19 protein-coding genes and 1 tRNA gene are annotated in these 24,162 nt (G+C 70.8%); 7 read left to right on the forward strand and 13 right to left on the reverse strand.

Annotated elements, in window-relative coordinates; genetic code table 11:
- Positions 1-164 precede the first annotated feature (164 nt).
- The 4 genes from ACIPUC_RS18105 (at position 165) to ACIPUC_RS18120 (ending at position 4,150) form a co-directional block, all read left to right on the forward strand.
- A complete protein-coding gene (locus ACIPUC_RS18105; RefSeq protein ID WP_446590513.1) occupies positions 165-1,394 on the forward strand; it encodes a helix-turn-helix domain-containing protein in 1,230 nt (409 codons plus the stop codon).
- A 55-nt stretch (positions 1,395-1,449) separates the two neighbouring features.
- The gene (locus ACIPUC_RS18110; RefSeq protein ID WP_446590516.1) at positions 1,450-1,887 is read left to right on the forward strand and encodes a hypothetical protein; all 438 of its coding nucleotides are present in this window, start codon (positions 1,450-1,452) and stop codon (positions 1,885-1,887) included.
- Between the two features lie 572 nt (positions 1,888-2,459).
- Positions 2,460-3,587, forward strand: coding sequence for an adenosylhomocysteinase (locus ACIPUC_RS18115; RefSeq protein WP_328969264.1), 1,128 nt, complete (start codon positions 2,460-2,462; stop codon positions 3,585-3,587).
- A 14-nt stretch (positions 3,588-3,601) separates the two neighbouring features.
- Positions 3,602-4,150, forward strand: coding sequence for an NUDIX hydrolase (locus ACIPUC_RS18120; RefSeq protein ID WP_446590518.1), 549 nt, complete (start codon positions 3,602-3,604; stop codon positions 4,148-4,150).
- Positions 4,151-4,269: 119 nt separating this feature from the next.
- Here ACIPUC_RS18120 and ACIPUC_RS18125 read toward each other — a convergent pair whose 3' ends face one another.
- Positions 4,270-4,548 (reverse strand): GntR family transcriptional regulator, encoded by a 279-nt coding sequence (locus ACIPUC_RS18125; protein WP_446590520.1) that lies wholly within the window; start codon positions 4,546-4,548, stop codon positions 4,270-4,272.
- Positions 4,549-4,718: 170 nt separating this feature from the next.
- On the opposite strand from ACIPUC_RS18125, the gene ACIPUC_RS18130 reads away from it, so the two are divergent.
- Positions 4,719-5,102: a hypothetical protein gene (locus ACIPUC_RS18130; RefSeq protein ID WP_446590522.1), complete on the forward strand. Its 384-nt coding sequence runs from the start codon at positions 4,719-4,721 to the stop codon at positions 5,100-5,102.
- A gap of 228 nt (positions 5,103-5,330) precedes the next feature.
- Here the strand turns inward: ACIPUC_RS18130 and ACIPUC_RS18135 are convergent, their stop codons facing one another.
- Complete coding sequence (locus ACIPUC_RS18135; protein ID WP_446590523.1) at positions 5,331-5,576, reverse strand: integrase; 246 nt, start codon at positions 5,574-5,576, stop codon at positions 5,331-5,333.
- Positions 5,577-5,691: 115 nt separating this feature from the next.
- Between ACIPUC_RS18135 and ACIPUC_RS18140 the strand changes: the two genes are divergently transcribed.
- Both ACIPUC_RS18140 and ACIPUC_RS18145 read left to right on the forward strand, forming a co-directional pair.
- Positions 5,692-6,390 (forward strand): hypothetical protein, encoded by a 699-nt coding sequence (locus tag ACIPUC_RS18140; RefSeq protein ID WP_446590525.1) that lies wholly within the window; start codon positions 5,692-5,694, stop codon positions 6,388-6,390.
- Complete coding sequence (locus ACIPUC_RS18145; RefSeq protein WP_446590526.1) at positions 6,387-8,036, forward strand: tyrosine-type recombinase/integrase; 1,650 nt, start codon at positions 6,387-6,389, stop codon at positions 8,034-8,036. Before ACIPUC_RS18140 ends, ACIPUC_RS18145 begins: the two co-directional genes overlap by 4 nt.
- Positions 8,037-8,078: 42 nt before the next feature.
- Here ACIPUC_RS18145 and ACIPUC_RS18150 read toward each other — a convergent pair.
- The 11 genes from ACIPUC_RS18150 to bldG form a co-directional block, all read right to left on the reverse strand.
- Positions 8,079-8,152, reverse strand: a tRNA-Thr gene (locus ACIPUC_RS18150).
- A 139-nt stretch (positions 8,153-8,291) separates the two neighbouring features.
- Positions 8,292-9,860, reverse strand: a complete 1,569-nt coding sequence (locus ACIPUC_RS18155; RefSeq protein ID WP_446590527.1) for an alpha/beta hydrolase — start codon at positions 9,858-9,860, stop codon at positions 8,292-8,294.
- A gap of 183 nt (positions 9,861-10,043) precedes the next feature.
- Entirely contained in the window at positions 10,044-11,255 is a 1,212-nt protein-coding gene (locus ACIPUC_RS18160) for a DNA polymerase III subunit delta' (RefSeq protein ID WP_446590529.1), read from the reverse strand.
- A gap of 76 nt (positions 11,256-11,331) precedes the next feature.
- On the reverse strand, positions 11,332-14,511 hold the full coding sequence (tmk, locus tag ACIPUC_RS18165) for a dTMP kinase (RefSeq protein ID WP_446590530.1): 3,180 nt from the start codon (positions 14,509-14,511) through the stop codon (positions 11,332-11,334).
- Between the two features lie 172 nt (positions 14,512-14,683).
- On the reverse strand, positions 14,684-17,494 hold the full coding sequence (topA, locus tag ACIPUC_RS18170) for a type I DNA topoisomerase (RefSeq protein WP_446590532.1): 2,811 nt from the start codon (positions 17,492-17,494) through the stop codon (positions 14,684-14,686).
- 301 nt (positions 17,495-17,795) lie between these two features.
- Positions 17,796-17,993: a hypothetical protein gene (locus ACIPUC_RS18175; RefSeq protein WP_446590533.1), complete on the reverse strand. Its 198-nt coding sequence runs from the start codon at positions 17,991-17,993 to the stop codon at positions 17,796-17,798.
- Positions 17,994-18,106: 113 nt separating this feature from the next.
- The gene (locus tag ACIPUC_RS18180) at positions 18,107-19,618 is read right to left on the reverse strand and encodes a DUF7059 domain-containing protein (protein WP_446590534.1); all 1,512 of its coding nucleotides are present in this window, start codon (positions 19,616-19,618) and stop codon (positions 18,107-18,109) included.
- A gap of 189 nt (positions 19,619-19,807) precedes the next feature.
- Positions 19,808-20,374 (reverse strand): small secreted protein, encoded by a 567-nt coding sequence (locus tag ACIPUC_RS18185; protein WP_446590535.1) that lies wholly within the window; start codon positions 20,372-20,374, stop codon positions 19,808-19,810.
- A 177-nt stretch (positions 20,375-20,551) separates the two neighbouring features.
- Positions 20,552-22,954 carry a sodium-translocating pyrophosphatase gene (locus tag ACIPUC_RS18190; protein WP_446590536.1) on the reverse strand — a complete coding sequence of 801 codons (2,403 nt, stop codon included), beginning with the start codon at positions 22,952-22,954 and terminating at the stop codon, positions 20,552-20,554.
- A gap of 256 nt (positions 22,955-23,210) precedes the next feature.
- A complete protein-coding gene (locus ACIPUC_RS18195; protein WP_446590538.1) occupies positions 23,211-23,651 on the reverse strand; it encodes an ATP-binding protein in 441 nt (146 codons plus the stop codon).
- Between the two features lie 99 nt (positions 23,652-23,750).
- A complete protein-coding gene (bldG, locus tag ACIPUC_RS18200) occupies positions 23,751-24,092 on the reverse strand; it encodes an anti-sigma factor antagonist BldG (RefSeq protein WP_069920854.1) in 342 nt (113 codons plus the stop codon).
- Between the last annotated feature and the right edge of the window lie 70 nt (positions 24,093-24,162).

Genomic DNA, 24,162 nt, shown 5'->3' on the forward strand with positions numbered 1-24,162 from the left:
AGGGGGCGGTTTTGTCGTTCTGCCGCTCATTCCTTGCCGGTAGCGCTCCACACGCCCCCCACCCCGTGGGTACCGTCTGGAGTATGAGCCTGAACGGATGGAGCCCCGATGCGTAGCCGATCGCTTGAGCGCCACCGCCCCGCCCCCGAGAGGGGGGCGCGCTGATGTTGGAAGAAGCCGAAGAGATCGGCCGCCGTGTACGACGCGCTCGCCTCCGACTGGGGATGCCGCAGGCTGACCTCGCTACCGCCGTGGGCAAGTCGCAGGGTTGGGTTTCCAAGGTCGAGCGGGGTCAAATCGAGCTCGACCGCGTCGGTCTGCTGAATCTGGTTGCCGCAGAGCTTCACGTGCACCCCAACGACCTCATCGGGCGTCCGTACAGCAGTTCACCGACCGAAAATCAGTGGCAGGTCGCGGCGTCGTCCATTCTGCGCGAGCTGCGCCGCTACGACCTTGCACCGGTGTTCGAAGGAACGCCCCGCCCTGCGCGGGAGTTGTGGCAGGAAGCGACCCGCTTGCACCGTCTGCGGGACGCGGCAGCCAACACTGCGATCATGCAGGTTCTCCCCGACCTCTTTCGCGAATCGCGCGCCCTGGCCGAGGTGACCACCGGCCACGAGCGTGAAGAGGCGTACGCCATCTACGCCGTGTGCTGCAAGTTCGCGCACACAGCCGCTCACGCCCTTGGGCACCCCGAGCTCGTCGCCATGTCGTGCGAGCGCGCCGCGTGGTCGGCTCGGCTGTCCGGAGATTCGGTCATGCCCGCCGTGGCCGACTGGATGCGGGTCTGGGACATGTGGGCAACTGCCGATTGGGAGGACGCGATTGCCCTCTCGGACAAGGCGATCAAGAGCGTGCAGCATGGCTTTGACCAGGGCGAACCGCTCGCCTTGCGCGCATGGGGATCGCTGCAACTGCGCGCTGCTGTCTCCGCAGCGCGGGGCGGACGGAAGTCTGAGGCGAAGGACCGAATCAAGCACGCCAAGACCGCTGCAAAGCGATTGGGGCAGTACGCCGGCCCGCCGGTGTACGACCGTCACTCTCTGACCTTCTCTCCGGGGAACGTGCAGATTCATGCGATCAGTGTTGCCCTGGAGATGCGCGAGCAGCGGGATGCCTTGGCCATAAGCCGGCGCACCGATCCGGCGCTGATTGAGGCGCTGCCCAACTCGCGACAGGGCCACCATCACATGGATCTCGCCCGCGCATGGCTGTGGGACGGCAACCGCGAAAAGGCGCTGTCCGAGCTGGAGACGGCCGAGCGGATCGCGCCGCAGCTCATCCGCAACCATCCGATTGCGCGGTCAACCCTGCGTGGCATCGTGTACGCCGAACGGGCAGTCACTCGCGAGAAGCTGCGCCGCATGTCGGACCGCTTCCACCTCGATGGCTGAGTGCGGTATTCCTCCGGTTCATATTGGGCTGCTACCCGCGTCCTAACTTCGGGGCATGGCCGAACAGACCGCAGCGCAACGCCCTGCGCGGGACGCCCAGTTACGCGCAGGCGACCCGTTCCATCCCCGCTTGGGTGACCTCGCCGCCGACCTCGCCAAGGGCGGGAACATCGGTGTCGTGGTCACTCTGCCGAGCAACACCTCAGCGTCGTACCACCTGCGCCCCCCGGGCGGTGGCCCGGAATGGTCCGCCCGCGCAGACGGTACGACGCTGCGCCCCGTTCCGGCGAAGCCCACCCACATCACGCCCATGCAGGGTGATGTGATCTACGACCACAGGGCCGAGCAGGCCGCCCTACCGGTTGTGATCCACAACGAGGATGGCGGTTCTACTCAGTCCGTCCTCATCCTCACCCCGAGTGAGGTCGAGCTGTTCCACATCCAGCTCGGGCAGCTCATCGACCGCCGCGAAGAGGCGAGGGGCGCGCGGTGAGCGCGCGCGTGCTGACGCTCGCCCCGCCGGCGTCAGCACGACCACTTGCGCAGACCGTCCTCGCCTACCGGTGCGAGACAACGGCAACTGACCTCACTGGCTCCCGCGAGGTACTGCTCGCGGTCTATCGCGCTAGTACACCGCGCCTCGCCGCCCGATGGCTGCGAGTCGAGGCTGAACGGCTCGCGCGCCGATTCTCTCTCGATCCTGAGTCACCGGCTCTGCGGGACGCCCCGCTCTCGATTGTCGATCCGGCCTATCCACGGCCCGACGACGCCCTACGCGCTTGGCGCCACAGCGAAAGCGAGTACGAGCGGGCGATACGCGTGCTCGGCTCCGGCGACGCCTATCTGATCAGCGTCAGAGACTACGACGCCCGGTACTGCCTGAACGTCTACCCCGTTCGGGCTCGCTGGCCGTCCGCCCCACCGGCGCCCGCAGCGCGTTCCCGCTTCACCCTCGGGGGCGCGGGCCGCCATCGCCGAACGCCGGTTCGCGCCTAACCACCGCCACGCTCCCCACCCCCACCGCACCTGTCCTGATCCTTACCGTCCCCCAAGGGAAGTGAGTCCATGGAACAGTTCGAGCGTGCCCGCCTCGACTCGTATTTCGCGCGCATCTCGCGCACCTTCGCACCTCGGGAGCGCCCCGCGTCGTTCCTGATCACCCACCTGCTCCCCGAGCGCCCCTCATTCGTCCGGGGCATCGGCACGTCAACCGACCTGCGCGTTGTACTGCCGAAGCCCAAGAGCATCGACCCGGCCGCCCGCCGCACGGTCGAGAAGATGACGCAGTGCGACACCCTGACGCGGGAGATGTTCGAGGACCCCGACACTGCGGTTGACTACTTGGAGTCCCGAGCCGCCGGCGAGGACGTCGTCTTGTGCGACGTGGGCGGGTACTTCGCGCCCGCCCTCGACGCCCTGTGTGATCGCTTCTCCGGTCGAATCCTCGGCGTCGTCGAGGACACCGAAAACGGGCACCGTCGCTACGCCGAGCGGGACAAGCTGCCGTGCCCGGTCGTGTCCGTGGCCCGCTCACCGCTCAAGGACCCCGAGGACTACCTCGTTGGTCAGAGCGTGGTGTTCTCTACCGAGGCGCTCATGCGCAGCCGCGGCGACATCCTGCATGGCAGGAACGCGCTGGTCCTGGGGTTCGGCAAGCTGGGTTCGAGCATCGCTCGCCTGCTGCACGCCAAGGGCATCAGGGTCACGGTGTACGACATCGACCCCGTTCGGACCACACAGGCGCTCTCGCAGGGGTTCGGTGTCGCCCGGGACCGCGACACAGCCCTGCACGGCGCCGGACTCGTGCTGTGCGCGACGGGCAGCGTCTCCTTACGCGGGGAGGACTTCGCGACGCTCAGAAACGGCGCCTACGTCGCAACGGTGACCTCAAGCGAGGACGAGCTCGACCTCGCTGCGCTCCCCGATGTCTACCAGCAGACCCCGAGCGCAGATCACGTCACGAAGTACCAGACCACCGGGCACTTCTTCTATCTCCTCAACGGAGGGAACGCCGTCAACTTCCTGCACGGCGCGAGCGTAGGCCCGTTCATCTTCTTGGTTCAGGCCGAAATACTCGCCGGAATCAAGAAGCTCACGCACGGGGAGCTAGGCCACGGTATGCACGAGGTCGGCGCCGCCGACAGGGCCACCATCGCCGCTACGTGGCTCGACTTCTTCAACCGCAATCAGTAGGGAGACACCGCACCATGCCGATCACGGCACAGCACGTACGCGAGACCCTCGACGCCTATCTCGACCAGCACCCGGCGGACAAGGACCCGCTTGCGCCTCTCTCCGAGACGCTCGACGTCGCGGGCAACACCATCGGGTCGCGGAAGGAGTTTCGAGGCCACGCCACGGCCGGCGCCATCCTGCTCCGCGCCGACGGTCGCGTGCTCACCATCGAGCACCGTGCCCTACAGAAGTGGCTTTTGCCGGGTGGCCACATCGAGACGGACGACGACACGCTGCTCGACGCCGCGCTGCGAGAGCTGACCGAGGAGACGGGCATCCGGGCCGAGCAGGTCGAGGTCGTCGGCGACGGTCCGCTGCACATCGACGCTCACGTCATCCCGGCGAACGACGCCAAGGGTGAACCCGAGCACATGCACTTCGACTTCCGGTTCCTGTTCCGCACCACGGTGGAAGCGGTCGAGCTCCAGGAGGAGGAAGTCACCAACTTCTCGTGGCAGTTCGCGGACACGCTCACCGCAGAGCCCCTGCGCAGTCGCGTCCTCGCTGCCGCGCGCGGCTGACCGAGCAGCGCCCCCGACTGGGCTCGCTGCGGCCGTACTCGTGCTCCCCCACGGGGCCGCAGCGTCCCGCCGTGCCCGTCCGCTCGTCGCCCCACCCCCCGAGGGCGGCGAGCGGACGGCTACTCGGCCTTGGGTGCTGCGCTCCGGTCGAGGACGAACGTTCCGCGCTGCGGCACGGTGTGCACATACCCCTCGGTGCGCAGGTAGTCGACGGCGTGGCGAGCGGTATCTCGCGCGACCCCAAACTCGCCCTTCATCGCCGACTCGGACGGGATTCGCCGCCCGACGGGCAGTTTCCCGCTCTCGATGTCCTCGATCACGAATCGCGCGATCTGCACGTAAACCGGGGTCGCCGACCCATGGTCGACCTCTCGCGCGGGTCCTTCACTCACTGCCATGCCAAGAGGGTAGACAACTGGCCACATCGCCGAGCGTCGCCGATCGTCCCCATACGTCGGTAGACGTAGGTAGACAAGTTGGCTACCGTCGCCAACGAAGAACCCCGGCAGGCCGATTAGGCCCGGCCCGCCGGGGGCCGAACATCACCAGCTTTCGAGGAGCTGACGACATGCGCGACCTTATCGCCCCCCTGCACCCGCTGCTATGGCTGCTGTGGGCCGCCCCCTTACTCCTGCTGGTCTTCCGCACCAGGCAGCCGGGCCGGCACTCCGCCGCCCACTTCACGGCGCAGCCCACCCCCGTCGAGCTCTCCCCCTCGATCTGGCTCAAGCAGTGGACGACACCACCCTCGCCCCACATCGCCGAGCGAAACGCACCGTTCGAGGACGAGCTACCCGACGTTGTTCGCCCCTACGTCGCGGGATTCCCCCCGCCTCGAACGGAGCAGGAATGGCAACGCGAGCGGTGCCGAGCAGCAGCGTTTGCGGCGGCGGGCAAGGAATACCCGTACAGCTACCCCGGAGCGCCGATCCCCGCGGGTGCCGCCCTGTGACCGCCGCCGTCTGCTGTCATTGCCACCGCGACACCGACGCCCCGATCCCGGTGAGGCGGATCGAGCGCCAGAGCGGCGCCCCCGTGACGGTCTCGGCGTGCCCCGACTGCGCCCCTCGATACTCGCCCGCTCCCACTGCGGGCGAGCACATCAGGCGCCAAGGACTCTGACACACGCGAGCAGCCCCGCCCGGATCGCTCCGGGCGGGGCCTCGCGCTTGCTACGCCTTTATCCCTCAGCGTCGGACGGCGACTCGGGAGACGCAGCGACCCCGAGGTGCCGGTGCAGGTCGTACCGCGACACCTTGTACGCCCGCCCATGGCGCAGGACCCGCACCGGATACCGGTTGGTCCGCGCGAGGTGATACCCGGTCGTTCGGCCGAGGTGCAGCGCCCGATTAGCGGTCTCCAGCGGGACCGCGACGGGAAGGGTCATCAGCTCGTCGTGTGTCATCCCCTGCTCTGCGCTGCTCATCATCTGCCCCCTGTGACATTGGTGTGCACGTCGGCCCGATGGTGCCGAGTAGTGCTAGATCAGCAACGTACGATCCAGACTGGCGCTTTGCAACTGACAAAGCTAGCTTTGCAATATGCACACACACCAGACAGCGGGCGATGTCGTCGCCGCACAGATCCGCCGGCACCGCGAGCGCCTCGGCATGAACCGGCACGAGCTCGCCGCCGAGTGCGCCCGCCTCGGGCGTCCCGACATCACGTACGCCGTACTCGTCAGCATCGAGATCGGCCGAGCCAGCGGCGAGGGCAAGAAACGCCGTCCGGTGGACGTCGACGACTTGTTCGTGCTCGGCCTCGCTCTCGCCACTCCGCCATTGCTCCTGATGCTCCCGCTCGGGAGCGAGGACACGGTGCCGACCGTTCCGGCCGCCGACCCGCGCGACCCCTACACGGTGTGGCAGTGGATGACCGGCGAGGCGACGCCAACGCTCGAGGGCCCCCTCGACGGGCGGTACGTCCCCGACTCCCGACAGATCGCCGGGACAGGGCAGACGTGGGCCGCCGCATGGGCGACAGCGGCCTATCCGGTCTCGCTGTACCCCGAACTCGCGCGGCGTCGCGAAACGGCCCACAAGGCCCGGCTACGCGCCGCGCTCGATCCATCCGCACAGACCGAGTACGTCGACCGCCTCGACGAGCTCGCGCAGATCGTCAACGACATGCACCGCGCGAGCCTCACCGTCCCCGCCCTGCCAACCGAGTTGGGCAAGGACTTGAGTCGGCTCGGCCTGCTCGACCATCCCGACCAGATCAACCCGAGAGGTACTGAGTGACCGCGAAAGGCACAACAACGAAACGCTGCTACTGCCGCGACAAGGCCGGCAAGCCGCTGGGCAGTTCCTGCCCCAAGCTCAAGCAGCGCGCGCACGGCGTGTGGTCGATCCGGCAGGAACTGCCGCCGACCAAGGACGGCGACCGTCGACTCTTCCGCCGCGCCGGATACGACACGCAGACCGAGGCGCAGGCAGACCTCGACAAGGTTCGCGCCCTGCTGAACATCGCCGACAAAGATGACAAGGACGGTCGCACCCGCCTCGGCAACCTGCTCGAGTCCGTCGGCTCAACCAAGGAAGCGATCCCCGACTACGACGAGACCAAGCGCAAGTTCGGCACCGGCCAGTCGCTCACGCAGCACATGACCGTTGCCGAGTGGCTCGACCTGTGGCTCGCCGGCAAAAAGGCACTGCGTAAGAGCGGACACGACCGGTACGAGCTCGACATCCGGTGCCACTTGCGCCCCCGAATCGGGCACATTCGTCTCGACCGCCTCACTGTGCCGCACCTCGACGCCATGTTCGAGGGCATCGCGGAGACGAACATCGAGATCACCGAGGCGAACACCACACGGCGCGCTGCGATCACCGAGCTCAAGACGATTCCTTGGAAGGGGGGAGAGAACCGCGCACGGCGTAAGGCCATGCGTGAAGCTATCGACGCCATGCCGCCCTTCCGGCGGATCACCGGGCCCTCGACGCAGCAGCACATCAGGGCGACGCTGCGGGCCGCGCTGAACACGGCGATAGCCCGAGGCTCGATCACGTTCAACGCCGCGCAGCACGTCGAGCTCGTCGCGGCCAAGCGTCCGAAAGCGATGGTGTGGACCGACGAGCGCATCGCCGAGTGGCTGCGGACCGGCGAGAAGCCGAGCGCTGTCATGGTGTGGACGCCCGAGCAGGCGGGCGCGTTCCTCGACTTCCTCGCCGACTTCCGGCACCGGCTGCTGCCGTTGTTCCACCTGATCACGTTCCGGGGTCTGCGCCGCGGCGAGGCGTGCGGCGTCCGGTGGTCCGACTACAACACCGGCACGGGCGAGCTCACGGTCGCGACACAGCTCGTGCAGGACGGTTGGGAAGTCGTCGAGTCGGCGCCCAAGACGGACAGCGGCGAGCGGATCATCTCGCTTGACGAGTACACCGTCGAGGTGCTCGAAGCGCACCGGGCCAAGCAGGGGGCCGAGCGCCTCGAATGGGGCGAGGCGTGGCAGGACACGGGCCGGATGTTCACCCAGGAAAACGGCGAGTGGATTCATCCCGGGTGGTTGACCGACCAGTTCGAGCGGCTCGTCGAACTGTCCGGTCTGCCGCCGATCCGGCTTCACGATCTGCGGCACGTCGCCGCCTCGCTCATGCTCTCCGCCGGCGTCGACGTCAAGATCGTGTCCGAGACGCTCGGCCACAGCGACAGCCGCATCACGCGGGACATCTATCAGTCGGTCATGCCCAAGGCTGCACGCGATGCCGCCGAGGCAACGGCCGCCATGGTGCCGAGGGGTTCCGTACGGCGGCCCGTTCAGGTCGTCGCTCCAGTCGAGGATGCGGTCGAGGTCACACCGGTACCCGCTCAGCAGAATGGGCACGCAATGGGCACGCAGGACGGCGCGAAGATCATCGCGTTCCGCCCTCGATTGGTCCGGGCATGAAAAAGCCCCAGGTCACGGCGAGTGAGTCCTGGGGCTAATCCGAGCCGCCTTCGGGATTCGAACCCGAGACCTACGCATTACGAGTGCGTTGCTCTGGCCAACTGAGCTAAGGCGGCACCGCTGGTCAGACAAGTATTCCCTCGAAGAGGTGCTCTCATCAGCAGCGGCGCCAAGTCTACAGGCTCTCGGCGGGTGCCCTGAACCACGTTCTCCAGGGGTGGGACGGAGGTCACATACCCGGATGAATGCGGCGGCTCAGCACTTCTTGCCGGTCGCGGGCGCCTTGCCCTCCAGCAGGTACTCGTTGATCGAGGTGTCGATGCAGTCGCTGCCGCGGCCGTACGCCGTGTGGCCGTCGCCGTCGTACGTGAGGAGCGTGCCCGACTCGAGCTGGCCCGCCAGGGCCTGGGCCCACTTGTACGGGGTCGCGGGGTCGCGGGTGGTGCCGACGACCAGGATCGGCGCGGCTCCCTTCGCGGTCAGCGGCTTCGAGGTGCCCGTGGCCTTCACCGGCCAGTACGTGCAGTTCAGCGAGGCCCAGGCGAACCCCTCTCCGAAGACCGGGGAGGCCTTCTCGAAGGACGGCACGGCGGAAGCGACCGCCTCGGGGCCGGCGAAGGCCGGGGCCTGGTCGAGGCAGTTGACAGCGGCGTTCGCGAACATCAGGTTGGGGTACTCGCCGTCCGGTTCGCGCTGGTAGTAGCTGTCGGCCAGGCTCAGCAGGGACGCCCCGTCGCCGTCCATGGCCGTGGCGAGCGCCTCCCGCAGCTGCGGCCAGGCCCCCTCGTCGTACAGCGCCTCGATCACGCCCATCGTCGCGAGGGCCTCGCCCAGGGGGCGGGCCGGTTCGCCGGTGGGCACGGGCTGGGCGTCGAGCTTGCGGAAGAACTCCTTCAGGCGCGCCGCCACCGCGTCCGGACCGCCCGTGCCGAGCGGGCAGTCGGCCTGCTTGGCGCAGTCCTTCGCGAAGGCGGTGAAGGCCGTCTCGAAGCCCGCCGTCTGGTCCCGGTTCAGGTCGACCGCCGGGCGGGCGGGATCCATCGCGCCGTCCAGCACCAGCCGCCCCACCCGGCCCGGGAAGAGGTCCGCGTACGTCGCCCCCAGGAAGGTGCCGTACGAGGCGCCGACGTACGTGAGCTTCTCGTCTCCGAGCGCCGCGCGCAGCAGGTCCATGTCGCGAGCGGCGTCCACGGTGGACATGTGCGGCAGGATCCGCTGCGAGCGCGCCTGGCAGCCGGCGGCGAACTCCTTGAAGGCCGCCACCAGCAGCGCCCGCTCGGCGGCGTCGTCGGGGGTCTGGTCCACCTGGGTGTACTTGTCCATCGCCGGGCCGGTCAGGCACTCGACCGGGCTGCTGCGGTCCACCCCGCGCGGGTCGAAGGAGACCATGTCGTACCGGGCGCGGACGGGCGCGGGATAGCCGATCCCCGCGTACGCCTGGAGGTACCCGATGCCGGATCCGCCCGGCCCGCCCGGGTTGACCACCAGGGAGCCGAGCCGCTTGCCCGGGCCGGTGGCCTGGCGGCGGGACACGGCGATGTCGACGTCCTGGCCGGAGCCGGCGTTCGCGTAGTCCAGCGGGGCCTTCATGGTGGAGCACTGGAATCCGGGGACACCGCAGTCGCGCCAGCTCAGCTTCTGCTCGTAGTACGGGCGCAGCGCCGCCGCATCGGGGGACGGCTGCGCCGGCGGCTGACCGGACCTCTCGTCGGAGGACGCGGCCGCCCTGGGTCCCGCCGACCCGCCGGAGGTGCATCCGACGAGCAGCAGCCCGGCGGCTGCGATCACGGTCCCGGTGGTACGCAGCAGGCGACTGGTGTCCATCCCCGGAGACTACGTCCTGGTGACCGGGCCCAGGCAGCGGCCCCGCGCCGGACGGCGGAGCCCCTTCCGCGGCTCGTGCCGGGCGGGGCACGGGGCCCGGCACGGACGGGAGCCGTCCGTGCCGGGGCGGCCGGTCCGCCCGTACGGGTGAGCCGGTCAACCGGGCATGGACGCGGGGGCCGGTCAGCCCGCGCGCAGGGACATCGTCATCGCCTCGACCGCGAGCAAGGGGGCCACATTGCGGTCCAGGGCCTCCCGGCAGGCGATGATCGCCTCGATCCGGCGCAGGGTCCGCTCGGGACCCGAGGCGCGGGCGATCCGGTCGAGGTCCGGCCGTATCTCCTCGTTGGCGATGGCCACCGAGGAGCCGAGCTGCAGGGCCAGCACATCCCGGTAGAAGCCGGTGAGGTCGGTCAGCGCCAGGTCCAGGGTGTCGCGCTGGGTGCGGGTGCGGCGGCGCTTCTGCCGGTCCTCCAGCTCCTTCATCACGCCCGCCGTGCCGCGCGGCATCCGGCTGCCGGCGCCCGCCTGGGCGCCGAGCGCGGCCCTCAGCTCCTCGGTCTCCTTGGTGTCGACCTCCTCCGCGACCTGCTTGGCGTCCTCGGAGGCGGCGTCGACGAGCTCCTGTGCGGCCTTGAGGCAGCCTCCCACGTCGTCCACGCGGAGCGGGAGCTTCAGCACGGTGGCCCGGCGGGAGCGGGCAGCCTCGTCGGTCGCCAGCCTGCGCGCCCGGCCGATGTGCCCCTGCGTCGCGCGGGCGGCGGCCGCGGCGACGGCGGGCTCGATGCCGTCACGCCGGACGAGCACCTCGGCCACGGCGTCGACCGGCGGGGTGCGCAGGGTCAGGTGCCTGCAGCGGGAGCGGATCGTGGGCAGCACGTCCTCCAGGGAGGGCGCGCACAGCAGCCACACCGTCCGCGGAGCGGGCTCCTCCACGGCCTTGAGGAGCACGTTGCCCGCGCCCTCGGTGAGCCGGTCGGCGTCCTCCAGGACGATGACCTGCCAGCGGCCCACGGCCGGGGAGAGCTGTGCGCGGCGCACGAGGTCGCGGGTCTCCTTCACACCGATCGACAGCAGATCGGTGCGGACGATCTCCACATCGGCGTGCGTTCCGATCACGGTGGTGTGGCAGCCGTCGCAGAACCCGCAGCCCGGCTCGCCGCCCAGGGCGCGGTCGGGGCTGGTGCACTGCAGGGCGGCCGCGAAGGCACGGGCGGCGGTGGACCGCCCCGAGCCGGGCGGCCCGGTGAACAGCCAGGCGTGGGTCATCTTGGACGCGGCGGGCGGCGCGGTCCCGTCCGTGATCGCCGTGACCAGGGCGTCGGCGTCGCGGGCGGCGGCGGCGAGCTGCTTCTGGACCCGCTCCTGTCCCACCAGGTCGTCCCATACGGGCATCCCGCCCACCACCTTTCACTTCACTCTGCGTGCACCCATTGTGGCGCGCGGCACTGACAATCCGGTCCGGCCCAGGTCAGCGCTGCCGGCGCGGGCCCCGCTCGTCGTCGCCGTAGTCGTCGTCCCGGCGGCGGCCCAGCAGTTCGTCCGCCAGCGTCGGCAGGTCGTCCAGCGGGGTCTCCTCGGCCCAGTCCGACCGCGGCCGGCGCGGGCGGCCGTCCTCGCCGAGGACCGGGAGTTCACGCGTCCGGTCCGCGCCGGAGGCGCCGGGTTCGCCGGAGTCCCGGAAGATACCCGGCGGCACCCGGTCGGCCGGGTTCTCCTCGGGGCGCCGGGCCGTGGGCCGCGAGGCCTGCGGGCGTACGGGGGGCAGCACGGCCGTCTCGTCGGCGGGCCGCACCGGAGGCAGTACCGCCGTCTCGTGGGTCGGCCGCACCGGCGGCTTCGTCGTGTCGACCTTCGGAACGGGAACGGTCTGCGTGATGTCGTCGGGCTGGACGACCCGCCTGAGCGCCGGGGTCTCGAGCGTCACCGCGTCGTCCGGGTGCGGACCATCCGCTTCCGGGGCCGGGCCAGGAGCAGGAGCAGGCGCAGGCGCAGGCGCAGCCTGAGCGGCCGCAGCCGGTGCCGACGCCGCCGCCGAAGCCGCCGCGGCAGCGGACGCCTGGGCCGCCGCCTCGGCAGCCGCAGCCGCCGCCAGCCGGCGCGCTTCCTCGGCCTTCAGCAGGGCCTCCTCGGCCCGCCGCTGCTTCTCCAGCCGTCGCTCCTCGGCCTCGGCCCGCAGCCGGGCCTCCTCCTCCGCCTGCCGGCGCAGCCGCTCCTCCTCGGCCGCCCGCGCCTTCTCCTCGGCCTCCGCGCGCAGCCGCTCCGCCTCGGCCCGGGCCCGTGCCTCTTCCTCGGCGCGGATCCGCTCCTCCTCCGCCTTGCGCGCGGCCTCCGCCTCGGCCTTGATCCGGGCGGCCTCGGCCTCACGTGCGAGGCGGGCCTCCTCCTCGGCCTTCAGCCGGGCTTCCTCCGCCTTGCGCGCGGCCTCTTCCTCCGCCTTGCGCCGGGCCTCCTCCTCGGCGAGCCGCCGGGCCTCCGCCTGGGCGGCCACCTCGGCCTCGGAGAGCGGAAGCATCCGGTCCAGCCGGTGCCGTACGACGGTGGTCACCGAATCCGGGTCCTGGCCCGCGTCGACCACCAGGTAGCGCCCCGGGTCGGACGCGGCCAGGGTCAGGAACCCGGACCGCACCCGCTGGTGGAACTCGGCCGGCTCCGACTCCAGCCGGTCCGGAGCCTCCGTGAACCGCTCGCGCGCCGCCTCCGGCGACACGTCGAGCAGCACGGTCAGGTTCGGGACGAGCCCGTCGGTGGCCCAGCGCGAGATCCGGGCGATCTCGGTCGGGGAGAGGTCGCGGCCGGCGCCCTGGTAGGCCACGGAGGAGTCGATGTAGCGGTCCGAGATGACCACCGCGCCGCGCTCCAGGGCCGGGCGCACCACCGTGTCCACGTGCTCCGCCCGGTCGGCGGCGTACAGCAGGGCCTCGGCGCGGTTCGACAGTCCGGCCGAGGAGATGTCGAGCAGGATCGAACGGAGCCGCTTGCCGACCGGGGTGGCCCCCGGCTCGCGGGTCACGACGACCTCGTGCCCCTTGCCCCGTATCCAGTCGGCGAGCGCTTCCACCTGGGTGGACTTGCCGGCGCCGTCGCCGCCCTCCAGGGCGATGAAGAACCCGGTGCCGGACGGCGCCTGCACCGGCTCCCCGCCGCGCAGCGCCTCGCGCAGGTCCCGCCGCAGGGGTACGCCGCTGCGGTCGTCGGCCTTGGCCAGGACCACGGCCGCGACGGGCAGCAGCAGGGCGCCGACCAGCATCAGGGTGAAGGCGGCGCCGCCGTGTGCGAAGACGACATCGCCCCCGCCCAGCCGGTGCGGCCCGATCAGCGCGGCGAGCACCGGGGCGACGACGGCCCCGAGCGCCACGGCCACCCGTACGACCGCGTGCAGGTGCTCGGTGACCCGGGCCCGGCGGAACTCCTCGGTCTCCTGGTCCAGCAGCGTGTGGCCGGTGTTGGCGGCGACACCCGCGGCGGCGCCGGCGAGCAGCGACAGGAACAGCACGGTCGCCGTGTCCGGGACCAGCCCGGTCAGCAGCAGCGCGAGCCCCGCCACCGCTATGGCGAGGGCCAGCAGCCGGCGCCGGGACAGGCCGGGCAGCACCTTGCCGGCCTGGGTGGCCCGGATGCCGGCGGCGGTGCCGCCGACCAGCGCGAGGACGCACAGCGCGAAGGCGGCCGGGCCCCCGCCGAGGTCGAAGGCGTGCAGTACGGCCACGGACACGGCGCAGGACACCGCTCCGGCGACCGCCGCGCAGGCCAGGACCAGCAGCGGGATCGCGCCGGTACGGCCCTTGTCGGGCCGGTCGCCCGCCTTGGGGGCGCGCAGCCCCTCCAGCGGCGAACGCGGCCGCGGGGTCTTCGCCCCGGGCAGCACCAGCGGCAGCAGCAGCGAGACGGACGCCGCGAAGAGGCCGGAGGCCACGTACGAACCGAGCGCGGCCTGGTTCGCGGCGAACCAGTCGATGCCGAGCCCGAGGGCCTTGCCGACGAGGGTGGCGGCGAGCAGCGCGGCCGCGGCGATCGGGAGGGCCGCGAAGGCCGTGCGCAGGGACAGCCGCCGCAGCGCGTCCAGGTGGTCCGGAAGCGGCCGTACGGTCGCCCCCTCGGGCGGCGGCACCGGCAGCAGGGCGGGAGCGGCGGACTCCTTGGCCAGGGTCCACAGCCGCTCGGCGGCGCCGGCGACGAAGACGGTGGCCAGCAGTGCGGTGAGTGCGTGGGCCGGGATCCAGTCGAGCCACAGCGGCGCGACGACGAAGAGCCCGAGCCGGAACCCGTCGGCGCCGATCATCGTCCAGCGGCGGTCCAGCTTGCCGCCGGGGGCGAGCAGGCCGGAGAGCGGGCCCAGCAGGACCGCGCCGAAGAACAGGGTGGCGAGGATCCGGATCCCGAAGACGACGGCCACGGCGAGGGCCGCGCCCCGGTAGCCGCCGCCGAAGGCTCCTTCGGTGACGGCCGCCTGCAGGGCAAGCAGCACCAGCGCCAGCAGCGCGAGGGCATCGCCGATGCCGCTCACGAGTTGGGCGCTCCACAGCCGGCGCAGCCTGGGGGTGCGCAGCAGGGCGCGCACCGCACGCTCGCGGGAATCCGCGGCTAGGGCTTCGTCGTAGGTGGGGTTCGCGGGGGCGGTCACGACCGTTGGCTGCTCGGCTCGCGTCATCCGCCCAGCCTATCCGCTGCGCTTGGCCGGTGCGGAAGCCTGTGGACAAGGTCCGCTGTGACCCCGGCCCCACCCTGTCGGGAGCTCCGCCCCGGACCCCGCGCCTCACACGCCGGCGGGGCCGGGTTTGCGCTGCGCGCAACCCGGCCCCGCCGACGCCCGAGGGGAACGGTCACTCGTCCGCCGGGGCCGTGGCCGCCTTCTTGGTCGCGGTCTTCTTCGCCACCGTCTTCTTCGCGGTCGTCTTCTTGGCCGCCGTCTTGGCCGCCGTCGTCTTCTTCGCGGCGGCGGTCTTCGTCGCCGTCGCCTTCTTCGCCGGGGCCTTCTTCGCCGTCTTCTTGGCCGGGGCCTTCGCCCGCTTCTCCGCGAGCAGCTCGTAGCCGCGCTCCGGCGTGATCGTCTCGACGTCGTCGTCCCGCCGCAGCGTCGCGTTCGTCTCGCCGTCCGTCACGTACGGCCCGAAGCGGCCGTCCTTGACCACCACCGGCTTCTCGCTGACCGGGTCCGTGCCCAGCTCCTTCAGCGGGGGCTTGGCCGCGGCCCGGCCCCGCTGCTTGGGCTGCGCGTAGATGGCCAGCGCCTCGTCCAGCGTGATCGAGAAGAGCTGGTCCTCGGTCTCCAGCGACCGCGAGTCCGTGCCCTTCTTCAGGTACGGGCCGTAGCGGCCGTTCTGGGCCGTGATCTCCACGCCCTCCGCGTCCGCGCCGACCACGCGCGGCAGCGACATCAGCTTCAGCGCGTCGTCGAGCGTGACCGTGTCCAGGCTCATGGACTTGAAGAGCGAAGCCGTCCGCGGCTTGACCGCGTTCTTGCCCGTCTTCGGCGTGCCCTCGGGAAGGATCTCCGTCACGTAGGGGCCGTAGCGGCCGTCCTTCGCGACGATCTCGTTCCCGCTGACCGGGTCCTTGCCGAGTTCGAACTCGCCGCTCGGCTTGGCGAACAGCTCCTCCGCGTACGCGACCGTCAGCTCGTCCGGAGCCATGTCGTCCGGCACGTCGGCCCGCTGGTGGCCCTCCGCGTCCTTCTCGCCCCGCTCCACGTACGGCCCGTAGCGGCCGACCCGCAGCACGACGCCCTCGCCGACCGGGAAGGAGGAGATCTCCCGGGCGTCGATCGCACCCAGGTCCGTGACCAGCTCCTTCAGGCCCCCGAGGTGGTCCCCGTCGGCGGGCACGACCTCGGTCGCGTCCTCCGAGCCGAAGTAGAACCGCTTCAGCCACGGCACGGACTGGGCCTCGCCCCGCGCGATGCGGTCGAGGTCGTCCTCCATCTTCGCGGTGAAGTCGTAGTCGACCAGCCGGCCGAAGTGCGTCTCCAGCAGGTTCACCACGGCGAACGACAGGAAGGACGGCACGAGCGCCGTGCCCTTCTTGAAGACGTAGCCGCGGTCGAGGATCGTGCCGATGATCGACGCGTACGTCGACGGGCGGCCGATCTCGCGCTCTTCCAGCTCCTTGACCAGCGAGGCCTCGGTGTAGCGGGCCGGCGGCTTGGTCGAGTGGCCGTCCGCCGTGATCTCCTCGGCGGCGAGCGCGTCGCCCTCCGCGACCTGCGGCAGGCGCTTCTCGCGGTCGTCGAGCTCGGCGTTCGGGTCGTCCGCGCCCTCGACGTAGGCCTTCATGAAGCCGTGGAAGGTGATCGTCTTGCCGGAGGCCGTGAACTCGGCGTCCCGCCCGTCAGCCGCCCGGCCGCCGATCTTCACGGTGACGCTGTTGCCGACCGCGTCCTTCATCTGGGAGGCGACGGTCCGCTTCCAGATCAGCTCGTAGAGGCGGAACTGGTCGCCGGTGAGGCCGGTCTCCGCCGGGGTGCGGAAACGATCACCCGAAGGACGAATCGCCTCGTGCGCCTCCTGGGCGTTCTTGACCTTGCCCGTGTAGACGCGCGGCTTCTCCGGCAGGTAGTCGGCCCCGTAGAGCTGCGTGACCTGCGCCCGGGCCGCCGACACCGCGGTGTCCGACAGCGTGGTGGAGTCGGTACGCATATACGTGATGAAGCCGTTCTCGTACAGCTTCTGCGCCACCTGCATGGTCGCCTTCGCACCGAAGCCCAGCTTGCGCGAGGCCTCCTGCTGGAGCGTCGTCGTACGGAACGGGGCGTACGGGGAGCGGCGGTACGGCTTGGACTCGACCGAGCGGACGGCGAACGAGGTGTCCGCCAGCGCGGCGGCGAGGGCCCGCGCATTGGCCTCGTCGAGGTGCAGCACCTCGCTCTTGAGCTGCCCGTTCGAGCCGAAGTCGCGGCCCTGGGCGACGCGCTTGCCGTCCACCGTGTTCAGGCGGGCGACCAGCGTCGAGGGGTCGGAGGCGTCACCGGTGCGCCCGGTGGCGAAGGTTCCGGTCAGGTCCCAGTACTCGGCGGAGCGGAAGGCGATGCGCTCGCGCTCCCGCTCGACGACGAGGCGGGTGGCCACCGACTGGACGCGGCCGGCCGACAGCCTCGGCATGACCTTCTTCCACAGGACCGGCGAGACCTCGTAGCCGTAGAGGCGGTCGAGGATGCGGCGGGTCTCCTGGGCGTCGACCATGCGCTGGTTGAGCTCGCGCGGGTTGGCGACGGCGTCGCGGATCGCGTCCTTGGTGATCTCGTGGAAGACCATCCGGTGGACGGGGACCTTGGGCTTGAGGACTTCCTGCAGGTGCCACGCGATGGCTTCGCCCTCGCGGTCCTCATCGGTGGCGAGGAAGAGTTCGTCGGACTCGGCCAGCAGCTCCTTGAGCTTCCTGACCTGGGCCTTCTTGTCCGCGTTGACGACGTAGATCGGCTGGAAGTCGTGCTCGACGTCCACGCCGAGGCGACGGACCTCGCCGGTGTACTTGTCGGGAACCTCGGCCGCGCCGTTCGGGAGGTCGCGGATGTGCCCGACGCTCGCCTCGACGACGTATCCCGGGCCGAGGTAGCCCTTGATCGTCTTCGCCTTGGCAGGGGACTCGACGATGACGAGTCGGCGGCCGCCCTTTGCGGTCTCGCTAGTCGGGGACAACTTGGCTCTTCTCTCCGGTCGGCACTCGGTCGCAGTACGGCGACGCTGCGGAGTGTGACGGTACAACCCGCCCCCGTGTCAAACGGCACAAGCCCGCAACGGCCACTCGAACGGTAACCCGACAAGTGCCGGTTCTGCCGCCCGGATGCCGCGCCGGGCCCTTGCCGATCACCGGGCCGAGTGTCCGGGGGGCCGTCTGGCCGCGCCCCCGGGCCCTCTCCCACACCGGCTTCACACCGGCTTTCACACCGGCTCCCACATCGGCTTTCGCGGTCCGATCGGGCCGGCCGGGGCCCCCGCGTCAGAGCCTCGCGAGACACCACGCCCCGAGGGCGAGCGACGCACCGCCGACGAGCAGCGCCAGCGGTACGGCCACGACGGGGCGCACGCCCTCGGCCACCGGCGCGCCGAGCAGGGCGCGCGCCCCCGTCCAGGCCAGCAGAGCGGCCCCGAACAGCAGGAACACGGCACCCGCGAAGATCGCCGGGCCGCTCTCCATGCCGCTCTCCCTACCCCTGGGCCGCTCACGGGATCCCCCCGGATCCCGCTGGGCGAGAGCCTTCCAGCCTTTCGGGTACAGCGGGCAAACCCGGGGTTACATCCCGGTTCCGGCTACTGCGCGGGGCCCGTGACAGGCTCCAGGAAACCCTGCTCGACCAGCATCCGGATCGCCTCCGGAGTCCGGTCCCGCAGGACGACCGGATCCTCCCGCACCAGGTGCGCGATCGCGTCCAGGATCCGGCCCGCGGTCAGTGAGCCGTCACACACTCCGGCGAAGCCCGCTCCGACCGTGTCGACCTTGGTCGCGCGGCGCATTCCGCGGTTCTGCCGCAGTACGACGTGCTCCGGATCCTCCGAGCCGGGCGCGCCGACCTGCTCCTGCACGACCTCGCCGGCCAGCTGGAAGTAGCCCGCCAGGAGGGCCGCGTCATCGTGCTCGCGCAGGTAGTCCTGCCGGGCGAAGTGGGCCAGGACGGTCTCGCCGAGCGGCTGCTCCACCGAGTGCGGCCACTCCTCCACCACGATCGAGGGCTCGGCCGCGTCCGTCCGGCGCAAGGTGATCCACCCGAAGCCGACGGACTTCGTCTTGCGGGCCTCGAACTCGTCCAGCCAGTCCTCGTACCGCCGCGCGTACTCGGCGGGGTCGGTGCGGTGGTCGCCCGCGTCCCGCAGCCACAGCTCGGCGTACTGCGTCACGTCCTGTACGTCGCGCTGCACGATCCACGCGTCGCAGCCGCGCGGCACCCAGGCGCGGACCCGGTCGCGCCAGTCCTCGCCCTCCACGTGCTGCCAGTTTCCGAGGAACTGCGCGTACCCGCCGGGGTTGAGGTGCGCGCCGGCCTCCTGGACCAGGGTCCGGCACAGGTCGTCACCGCCCATGCCGCCGTCCCGGTAGGTGAGCCGGGCGCCGGGGGAGATCACGAACGGCGGGTTGGACACGATCAGGTCGTACGTCGCGTCCCCGACCGGCTCGAAGAGCGACCCGGTGAGCAGCTCGGCCTCCGGGGCGCCGGACAGCGCCAGCGTCAGCCGGGTGAACTCCAGGGCCCGGGGGTTGACGTCGGTGGCAGTGACCCGGGTGGCGTGCTGGGCCGCGTGCAGCGCCTGGATGCCCGATCCGGTGCCGAGGTCGAGGGCGGAGCCCACCGGGACGCGGACGGTGATCCCGGCCAGCGTGGTGGAAGCGCCGCCGACCCCGAGGACCACACCCTCCTCGCGGCTGCCGATCCCGCCGGCCCCGCCGACGGCGCAGCCGAGGTCGGAGACGATGAACCAGTCCTCGCCGTCGGGTCCGCCGTACGGGCGCACGTCGACGGTGGCGTGCACCTCGTCGCCCTCCCGGCGCAGCCAGCCGTCGGCCAGCGCTGCCTCGACGGGCAGCGCCTCCGCGGCGTGCACGTACGGCTCCGGCTGCTGCAGCAGGAACAGCCGGACCAGGCTGGCGAGGCCGTTGCCGCGGCTTCGGGTGGCGCGCAGGGCGGGGACCGTCTCGCTGCGGGCGAGCGCGGCGTAGGCGGGGGCGCCGAGCAGGTCGAGCAGCCCGTCGGCGGTGAAGCCGGCGGCCAGCAGGGCGGCGCGCAGTTCGGCGGCGTGGTCGGGCGAGGGAAGGCTGGTGGTACTCACCCCACCATTGTGGCCGCTGGGGCCGACAATCCGTGTGCCCGCGCGGCCGACGGCGCGACGAGCCCGAAGACGGGGCCGGACGGCGGCTGGACGACCGAGCCGCCGGCCGGCGCCGGACGCGGCAGGGCGGCCGCGCCCCCTCGGGGACGCGGCCGCCCTGGGCCGTCGTCAGCTCACCGGCTCACCGGGCTACTTGGGCGACGGCGAGGGTGCCGCCACCTGGCAGCCCTTCTGGCTGTTCATGGCCTTGTCCAGACCGCCCGCGTTGAGCTCGGCGAGTGCGTCCTTGCCGCCCTTCGTGGCCTCCTGGAGGCCGCCCGCGAGCTCCTTGAGCCCCTCGGCGAACTTCGTCTGGTCCTTGACGTCGAGCGCGTCCATCTTGGCCTTCAGGTCGGCGTAGCCCTTGGAGGTGTCCTCGAAGCCCTTGACCGCCGCGTCCAGGGTCGCCTGGCCGTTCTTGACCGGCGGAACTCCCGCCCCCTGCAGCGCGGCCCCCATCGTCTTGTACGACTCGGACATGGTCGCAAACGCCGCCGAGTCGGTCTTCTGGACCTCCTCGGGCTTGCTGCTCTCCGTCGCCACGCGCTTGATCTCGGCGTTGGCCGCCTCGACCTTCTTGAGTTCGGGCTGCCACTGGTCGCAGACCTTCTTGGCCCAGGCGTCGGCCTTCTTGTCGCTGTCGTCCCCGCCGCAGCCGGACAGGACGAGCATCAGTACCGCACCGCCCGACAATGCGGCCGCAAGCTTGTTGTTCACCGGATTGGTCCCTTCGAAGGCTCTCGGCCCGGAAGATACACGGCCGCCATCCGGCTCCGCACAAAGGCGGACAGACGGCGCGTCAGTCCGCGCCGCCTGTCCGCCGTTCGGGCGTACGGTCGTACGGCCGGCCCTGCCCGGCCCGTACCCCTGCCCCTACCGCTGTCGTGCCTCGGGTCAGGAGACCGTCGCGGGGTCGGCCTGCTGGCCCACCCGCTCGGCGGCTCCGCCCTCGTTCTCCTCGCCGACGGCGATGCCGCGCCGCTTGGAGATGTACACCGCACCGATGATGACGCCGATCGCGAGGACCGCGACGACCGCCCGTACGGTCGCACTGCTGTCGGCGCCGTAGCTGAACTGCACGATCGCCGGGGCGATCAGCAGCGCCACCAGGTTCATGACCTTGAGCAGCGGGTTGATGGCCGGACCGGCGGTGTCCTTGAACGGGTCGCCGACCGTGTCGCCGATGACGACCGCCGCGTGGGCCTCGGAGCCCTTGCCGCCGTGGTGGCCGTCCTCGACGAGCTTCTTCGCGTTGTCCCAGGCACCGCCGGAGTTGGCGAGGAAGACCGCCATGAGCGTGCCCGTGCCGATGGCGCCCGCGAGGAAGGAGCCGAGGGCGCCGACGCCGAGGGAGAAGCCCACCGCGATCGGGGTGAGGACGGCGAGCAGGCCGGGCGTGGCGAGCTCGCGCAGCGCGTCCTTGGTGCAGATGTCCACGACGCGCCCGTACTCGGGCTTCTCGGAGTAGTCCATGATCCCGGGGTGCTCGCGGAACTGGCGGCGCACCTCGTAGACCACGGCGCCCGCGGAGCGGGACACCGCGTTGATGGCCAGGCCCGAGAACAGGAACACGACCGCCGCGCCCAGGATCAGCCCGACCAGGTTGTTGGGCTGTGCGATGTCCAGGCTGAGGTTCATCTCCCCGGCCTTGGCCCCGACTTCCCGGACCGCGGTGGCGATCGCGTCGTTGTACGAGCCGAACAGCGCGGCCGCCGCGAGCACGGCCGTGGCGATGGCGATGCCCTTGGTGATGGCCTTGGTGGTGTTGCCCACCGCGTCCAGGTCGGTCAGGACCTGGGCCCCGGCGCCCTCGACGTCGCCGGACATCTCGGCGATGCCCTGGGCGTTGTCGGAGACCGGCCCGAAGGTGTCCATGGCGACGATCACACCGACGGTGGTGAGCAGGCCGGTGCCGGCCAGGGCCACCGCGAAGAGCGCGAGCATGATCGACGTACCGCCGAGCAGGAACGCCCCGTAGACGCCGAGGCCGATCAGCAGCGCCGTGTAGACCGCTGATTCGAGGCCGACCGAGATGCCGGCGAGGACGACGGTGGCCGCTCCGGTCAGGGAGGACTTGCCGATGTCCCGGACGGGACGGCGGTTGGTCTCGGTGAAGTAGCCGGTCAGCTGCTGGATCAGGGCCGCCAGCACGATGCCGATCGCGACGGCGACGACGGCCAGGACGCGCGGGTCTCCGGAGTGGCTGGTGATCGCGGCGCTCTCGACGCCGACGAGCTCCTTGTAGGTGGCCGGGAGGTACGCGTAGACGGCGATCGCGACGAGCACCAGCGAGATCACTGCGGAGATGAAGAAGCCGCGGTTGATGGCGGTCATTCCGCTGCGGTCGCTGCGGCGCGGGGAGACCGCGAAGATGCCGATCATCGCGGTGATCACGCCGATCGCGGGGACGATCAGCGGGAAGGCCAGCCCCAGGTCGCCGAAGGCAGCCTTGCCGAGGATGAGCGCGGCCACCAGGGTGACGGCGTACGACTCGAAGAGGTCGGCGGCCATTCCGGCGCAGTCGCCGACGTTGTCGCCCACGTTGTCGGCGATGGTCGCGGCATTGCGCGGGTCGTCCTCCGGAATGCCCTGCTCGACCTTGCCGACCAGGTCGGCGCCGACGTCGGCGGCCTTGGTGAAGATGCCGCCGCCGACACGCATGAACATCGCAATCAGCGCGGCGCCGAGGCCGAAGCCCTCCAGGACCTTGGGAGCGTCGGCCGCGTAGACGAGGACGACGCACGAGGCGCCGAGCAGGCCGAGGCCGACGGTGAACATGCCGACCACGCCGCCCGTACGGAAGGCGATCTTCATCGCCTTGTGGGAGACCTCGGTCAGGTCCTTGGCGGGCTCGCCCTCGGCGGGGGTGGCCTCGCGTGCGGCGGCGGCGACGCGGACGTTGGCGCGGACCGCGAGCCGCATGCCGATGTAGCCGGTGGCCGCCGAGAAGAGGGCGCCCACGAGGAAGAAGGCGGAGCGTCCCGCCCGCTGCGACCAGGTGTCGGCGGGAAGCAGGAAGAGCAGGAAGAACACCACGACGGCGAAGACGCCGAGGGTGCGCAGCTGACGTCCCAGGTAGGCGTTGGCGCCCTCCTGCACGGCCGCGGCGATCTTCTTCATGCTGTCGGTTCCCTCGTCGGCGGCGAGGACCTGGCGGACCAGGATCTGCGCGACGACGAGCGCGGCGAGTGCCACGGCCGCGATGACGATCACGATGAGCCGGTTGTCATCGGTGAGTACTGCGGCTGCCAGATCAGAGGTGCGATCCGGCGCGATAGGGGTGAAGAGCCCCGTCATTCGTCCTCCTTGACGTGATGAGCTCAAGATGTGGACGGATTGTAGGGAGCGCGCCCTGATCAAAACAGTGCGCAGGAAACGGAATTGGCGTGCTCCTGCTCCTCAGCAATAGATCGCGTCACTCCATTACCCTCGAAAGTGGTAATGGGGCAAAGGCATTGACGCCTGGTCATTGATCTAGGGAAATGAAAAAAGCCCTGCTCAGCAGGGCTTTGATAAAGATCGGAAGATACGAAGGATTCCGCGCGCAGTGGATCTACGGCAGCTCGGGGGCTCCCGCGACGGGCCAGCTCATCCGGATGGTCCCGCCCGATTCCCCACTGGTCACCTCGACGTCGTCGACGAGCCCGCTGATCACCGCGAGACCCATCTCGTCCTCGCCGTCGATGTCGGGGTCCAGGACGGCAGCGATGCCGGACACGGCATCCGCCGGGCCGCCGGCCGGTCCGGGAACCTCGTCGCCGACCTCGATGGAGAACACCTTCTCCTCCTCGGTCAGGACGACCCGGACGGGCGCGGTCAGCCCGTTGCTGCGGTGCAGTCCGACGGCGCGCGAGCAGGCCTCGCCCACGGCGAGGCGGACCTCGTCGAGGACGGCTTCCTCCACTCCGGCCCGGCGCGCCACGGCGGCCGCGACGAGGCGGGCCGTTCGGACGTGTTCGGGCTGGGCGCTGAAGCGCAGTTCAACGGTGGCCATGCGCGTCCCCCTCGGACTACGGGCGTGCCTTGACAGGGGCCCGGGCCATCAGTGGCCCGGTACCCCCGCTCTCCTTCGGCTCCTTGTCTTCGGGAGCCGTCAGTCGGTGGCGTTGACGGCGTCTTCCACGGAGGTGTGGATCGGGAACACCTTGGTCAGACCAGTGATGCGGAAGATCTTCAGGATGCGCTCCTGGTTGCACACCAGACGCAGCGAACCCTCGTGCGCGCGGACGCGCTTGAGGCCTCCCACGAGCACACCAAGTCCGGTGGAGTCGAGGAAGTCCACTCGCTCCATATCGACAACCAGGTGGTAGCTGCCGTCGTTCACCAACTCGACCAACTGCTCGCGCAGCTTGGGCGCGGTATACACATCAATCTCGCCACCGACCTCTACGACCGTACGGTCGCCGACAGTGCGAGTCGACAGGGACAGGTCCACGGATCCTCCAGCACCTTGCTATCGAGCGGCGCCCCCCAGGGGCCTCCCCACCCGAAGGTAGGCGAGGGAT

The organism is Streptomyces sp. LARHCF249 (assembly GCF_052871255.1).